Below are 5,076 nucleotides of genomic sequence, written 5' to 3'. Positions count from 1 at the left end.
AACTACAAGCTCACAAGTAGTATATTATTCTTTTGTTCCTCGAGCAGGAACATATTATTGGAAAGTAATTGCTAAAGATACAAATGGAGCAATTTCATCAAGCAATATTTGGTATTTCTATGTAGTAAATGGAAATAATAATGCGTAAGAGATTTAGTAAAAACATATTTAAAATAAAATGAAATTTACAAACATGAAAAAAATAATAATTGTTTCAATTGCACTTATGCTTACCCTTGTAAATATAAATGGGTACAATTTAAAAGGAGCAAGCAATGGAATTTTGTATGTAGGAGGGAATGGCGAGGGAAATTATACAAGGATACAAGAAGCAATAAATGATGCAGAAGATGGATACACAATTTATGTTTATCCAAAACAGTATAATGAAAACATCGTTGTCAATAAAAGCATTTCTCTAATTGGAATAGAAGAAAATGGAAAAAAACCAATTATACATGCAAAAGAAAATAAAAGCGCTGTTTTAATAGAAAGAGATGGATGTACATTAAAAGGATTTACTATAATGAGTCAGGAAATTTCAGTTAGCCAGGAAAATCCTCCATCTTGCGAGGTACACTCTGATAACAACATTATAGAAAACAATACATTTATGTATGGAGTATATGCTTTCTATCTTTATAACTCATCGCATAATCAAATAAAAAATAATGAGTTTACAAAAGGATATACGGCCGGGATATGTACCAGAAAATGTTCTCACAACATTATTTCATATAACACTGCAAGAGGAAATATGGGAGAAGGATTCCTTTTCTGCGGAGAAACAGATAGCACAATAACACAAAATATTGCAACAGAAAACTGCTGTGGAATGGAAATATACTCTTATTCACACAACTGCACTATTTCATTTAATCATATTTATGCTAATCAACAGTATGGAATGGGTGCTAGTTTATCTTCCAACATTTCTATTTTAAATAACAAAATTCATAATCATGTCTATGGAGGATTGGTTCTTGCCGATTCCTCATATTGTAATGTTTCTGGAAATGAGATTTATTTAAATCAAGTAGGGGTTAAGTTGCAGGGTAGTGGCACAAGATATGCCTCTCTCAATAATGTGATAACAAAGAATAATATATATTCAAATTATGTTGGAATTTACTGGGAACTTTATTGCGGAAATAATTATTTCACATACAATAACCTTGATAATAGTGTGAATGCATTTTTTTGGGATGAGATACATATATTTGATCCAGGGTTTCCTTTCCATATATACCTCAACATCTTGTATAAAAATTATTGGAGTGATTGGAATTTTAAAATTCCAAAGCCAATAAAAGGGATATTCACGATATGTTTCCCAAGAGATTATTACAATGTTTTGTGGTTTAATTTTGATTGGCATCCAGCATTGGAGCCATATGGAAATTTTACAACTAAAAATTTAGAAAAATTGTTTCCGAGCAAAATCCCAGCTTTAAAAAATGTTAAAATTCCAATTCCTAAAGATTATAAGGGAAATAAAGATGGTTTTATGTTTCTGCTGAGGAAGCTTTTTACTATGCAAAGCCATTAGTAGAAAAGCTAGGGCTTCCTTTCCGGCATCCACGGATTTATGACGGAATAGAGGGAGAATTAATATTGACAAAGTGTTAATTTTACTAATGTCTCTTTCAGTATTTCCGAAAGTAAAAATTTAGAAAAAATTATTTCCTGAGGCAAAATCCCCGATTATGAAATTTTAAAGGGTATAATATTTTGCTCAATAATTTCAATGTAGCAGAGTTTTGTCTGCTCCTCCAGTAACTTCTCTTTTTAGAAAAGTGCCAGTGGAAAAGAAAAATAAAAACAAAAACAGAGAATTTCATTATAAGATTTTTCTTCTTCATGTTTTCTTCTATCCTTGATTTGTTAGGTTTTATAGAGAGAGAAATTCTGCTAAAAAGGTAATTTTCAATCAAAATTCGGAGATACTGTTCTTTTAAAAAAAGATTTATATTTTACCAGCATTACTATTAAGAAAATGAAGAGTGTATTGTTGATTGTTGAAGATGAGAAAGAAATGCAGGAATTGATGAAGAGATATATGGCAAAGGAAGGACTTAAGCTGGAAGTTTATTCTGCATACAATGGGAAGGAAGGTATTGAAAAATATAAGCAACTAATGGAAAAGGGCAAAAAACCTGATTTGGTTATAATGGACTTGAAATTGCCAGATATAGATGGTGTTGAAACAACAAAAAAAATTGTTGAAATGGATAAAGATGCAAATGTATATGGCTTTACTGCATTTTTTGGAACAGACTGGGCAGAAAAGCTAATTGAGGCTGGAGCTAAAAAAGTAATACCCCGATACGCTGGCTTCGATGGCTTCGTTAGAGAGCTAAAGGAATTTTTCAAATTATGAGGATAGCTATAGTGGGAAGCGGGTCCGCTGGCGCAACCGCCGCCCAGTTTGCAAAGAAAATGAATAGAAATGCAGAAATTTTTTTGTTTGATAGAGAAGGCATGGGGCTTTATTCAAGATGCGCTTTACCATATGTAATTTCTGGAATGGAATGGGAAAAAATAGTGGAAATGAGACCTGATGATTTTGAAAGAATAGGCATATCATATAGAAAAGAGGAGGTTAAGAAAATTGATATAGATGCAGGAATAATTGAAGGGGAAAGAGAAGAGGAATTTGATAGATTGATTATTGCATCTGGCTCTGTTCCATATTGCCCCTTTAAAGCAGAAGATGCATATTTTTTGAGGAATTTGAAAGATGCAATTGAAATAAGGAAAAAAGCATTAAATTCGAGAAATGCAATTGTTATAGGTGCTGGCTTGATAGGAATTGAGATAGCAGAAGCTCTCAAAAAGATAGGAGTTGATGTAAAATTGCTTGAATATATGCCAAATATTTTACCGAATATGCTTGATAAAGATGTTGCTGATTATCTTATGAGGAAAATTGGCTTGGATATTGTTTTGAATTATAAAGCGGAGGAGGTGCATGGCGGAGAGGTTTTTGGAAATGAAAATTATAGAGGAGATTTTACAGTTATTGCTACTGGAAATAAACCAAATGGAATAATAAAAGATATAATTGAAGTTGATGAAAAATGTATGTTTAAGGAAGGCATATATGCTGCTGGAGATTGCACAAAAGTTAAAGATTTTTTTGGAAGATTTTCTAATGTTGGGCTTGGAAGCATAGCAGTGAGGCAGGGAATGATTGCTGGAGAAAATGCTGCTGGAGGAGATGAAAAAATGCTTCCCCCTCTTTTTGCGAAAACAACAAAAATTTTCGGCATCGAGATTGCATCTGTTGGGATTATGGGAAGTGATGGAATTTCAGCAAAATACATAGGCAAGGATTTGCCAAACTATATGAAAGGGGAGGAAATTTTAGTAAAGTTAATTGCAAAAGATGGAAAAATTGCAGGAGCACAAGCCATAGGGCGCGGGGCGGCGAAGATAGTAGATAAAGTAGCGGTTGCAATATATGCAAAAATGGGAGTAAAGGATTTTGCGAAAATTGAGAATGCATATGCACCATCTGTTGCTCCAGTTTTTGACTGCCTGGCGATGGCTTCAAACATCTTATGGAGGAAAGTTGAGGATGAAGGAGATATTTGAGGGAATTTACAGGGAAGAAAATAAGATATTTACAAAAAATTTGATACCAGGCAAGAGTGTTTATGGGGAAAAAATTATAAAGATTGGAAAGGATGAATTCAGGGCATGGAGTTCCTACAGAAGCAAAATGTGTGCTTTCATACTTAAGGGAATGAAATTCTTTCCATTGAATAAAAAAAGCAGAATTCTTTATTTAGGAGTTGCAAATGGAACAACTGCAAGTCATTTTTCAGATATAGCTAGTGATGGTATTATTTATGGAGTTGAAATTGCTTTCAAGCCAATGAAAAAATTTGTAAAGCTTTGCCAGGAAAGGAATAATATGATTCCTATAATGGGAGATGCAAACAAACCCGAGGAATATGAAAAAATAGTTGATGAAATTGATTTTTTATATCAGGATATAGCCCAGAAAAATCAGATTGAAATTTTTTTAAAGAATATTGATAAATTTTCTCCAGAATATGGAGTGATAATGACAAAGGCAAGGAGTATAGATATGGCGATGAAGCCAAAGAAAATTTTTGAAAAAGTAAGGAAAAAAATAGAGGAAAATCATGAAATAATTGAAATGATTGAACTCTCTCCTTATGCAAAGGATCATGTTGCAATAAGTTTAAGAATTTAGGAGAAAAACATGCTTATTGCTTCTCCTACATAATGGGAAATTATAACAACAATAACTGCAGTTGTAACATGTTCCGTTATTACTTTCCATCTTTCCGCTCCTTGCTCCTTTGCCAAGTAAAAACTGAATAGTGCAAGAAGAACTATTCCATAAAAAATATTTACAATCATTGCGAAATTAAGTTTTAAAAATATAACTGGAAAAACAAATGATATTGAAAAAATGAATTTTGCAAGAAATGTGAAGAAAGTTGATTCCCATATTTCCTTTGATGTGTGTTTGTTTTCAGATTCCTCTGAAATATGAATTCCAAGAGCATCAGAAAAAGCATCTGCAACTGCTATCGTAAGAATTCCTCCAATAACCGCACTTCTTGAATTTGTTCCGCTATGCAATCCCACCATAAGACCAAGAGTTGTTATAACTCCTGAAGTAAGACCAAAGCTTATCCCAGTTTTTGCGGAATGCTTTAACATGAATGTATTTCAGCCCGAATATTTAACTTTATATAAATATGAGGGATCAGTATCTCCGAAAGTGAAAATTTAGAAAAAATTATTTCCTGAGGCAAAATCCCAGATTATGGAAAAAGAAAGGATAATGCCTCAGGCAAATAATAAATCTTTAAGGAAATTAAATAGATTTTGTTTTAGTTTGGTAAGAAATATTATTAACTTTCATTCTAATAAAAATTCGATATATGAGGATGAAAAAATTTTGAAGGGGATAACATTTTGCTCAATAAGGGGAAGATACCTTGAAAATGGTTGCAAAAGATTGGAAGAAATAACAAAATATAAAATTCCAGATGCTGACACAGTTTATACAAGATTAAGTAAGAAAAATTTTAA

6 protein-coding genes are annotated in these 5,076 nt (G+C 32.3%); 5 read left to right on the top strand and 1 reads right to left on the bottom strand.

The genetic code is table 11. The features are described 5' to 3' along the window. Positions 1-193 precede the first annotated feature (193 nt). The 4 genes from H5T45_07255 (at position 194) to H5T45_07240 (ending at position 4,225) form a co-directional block, all read left to right on the top strand. Positions 194-1,549 (top strand): right-handed parallel beta-helix repeat-containing protein, encoded by a 1,356-nt coding sequence (locus tag H5T45_07255; protein ID MBC7129498.1) that lies wholly within the window; start codon positions 194-196, stop codon positions 1,547-1,549. Positions 1,550-1,996: 447 nt separating this feature from the next. Next, entirely contained in the window at positions 1,997-2,380 is a 384-nt protein-coding gene (locus H5T45_07250) for a response regulator (GenBank protein ID MBC7129497.1), read from the top strand. Continuing rightward, entirely contained in the window at positions 2,377-3,597 is a 1,221-nt protein-coding gene (locus tag H5T45_07245) for an FAD-dependent oxidoreductase (GenBank protein ID MBC7129496.1), read from the top strand. Before H5T45_07250 ends, H5T45_07245 begins: the two co-directional genes overlap by 4 nt. Next, the gene (locus H5T45_07240) at positions 3,581-4,225 is read left to right on the top strand and encodes a fibrillarin-like rRNA/tRNA 2'-O-methyltransferase (GenBank protein MBC7129495.1); all 645 of its coding nucleotides are present in this window, start codon (positions 3,581-3,583) and stop codon (positions 4,223-4,225) included. The genes H5T45_07245 and H5T45_07240 overlap by 17 nt, the downstream gene beginning before the upstream one ends. Here H5T45_07240 and H5T45_07235 read toward each other — a convergent pair. Next, positions 4,222-4,701, bottom strand: coding sequence for a hypothetical protein (locus tag H5T45_07235; protein ID MBC7129494.1), 480 nt, complete (start codon positions 4,699-4,701; stop codon positions 4,222-4,224). The genes H5T45_07240 and H5T45_07235 overlap by 4 nt on opposite strands. A 106-nt stretch (positions 4,702-4,807) precedes the next feature. Here H5T45_07235 and H5T45_07230 point away from each other — a divergent pair. Beyond that, positions 4,808-5,076 (top strand): hypothetical protein (locus H5T45_07230; protein MBC7129493.1); only part of this gene is annotated, 269 nt, incomplete at its 3' end.

The sequence above is a fragment of the Thermoplasmatales archaeon genome, assembly GCA_014361245.1.
GTDB lineage: Archaea > Thermoplasmatota > E2 > UBA202 > JdFR-43 > JACIWB01.
Note: the sequence above shows the minus strand (reverse complement) of the source record. Positions and strands in the feature narration are given on the sequence as shown.

What these genes read in the sequence shown, in the direction of transcription:
- H5T45_07240 (MBC7129495.1), top strand. Translation starts at nt 3,581, where the DNA reads ATGAAGGAGATATTTGAGGGAATTTACAGGGAAGAAAATAAGATATTT.
- H5T45_07250 (MBC7129497.1), top strand. Translation starts at nt 1,997, where the DNA reads ATGAAGAGTGTATTGTTGATTGTTGAAGATGAGAAAGAAATGCAGGAA.
- H5T45_07245 (MBC7129496.1), top strand. Translation starts at nt 2,377, where the DNA reads ATGAGGATAGCTATAGTGGGAAGCGGGTCCGCTGGCGCAACCGCCGCC.
- H5T45_07255 (MBC7129498.1), top strand. Translation starts at nt 194, where the DNA reads ATGAAAAAAATAATAATTGTTTCAATTGCACTTATGCTTACCCTTGTA.
- H5T45_07235 (MBC7129494.1), bottom strand. Translation starts at nt 4,701, where the DNA reads ATGTTAAAGCATTCCGCAAAAACTGGGATAAGCTTTGGTCTTACTTCA.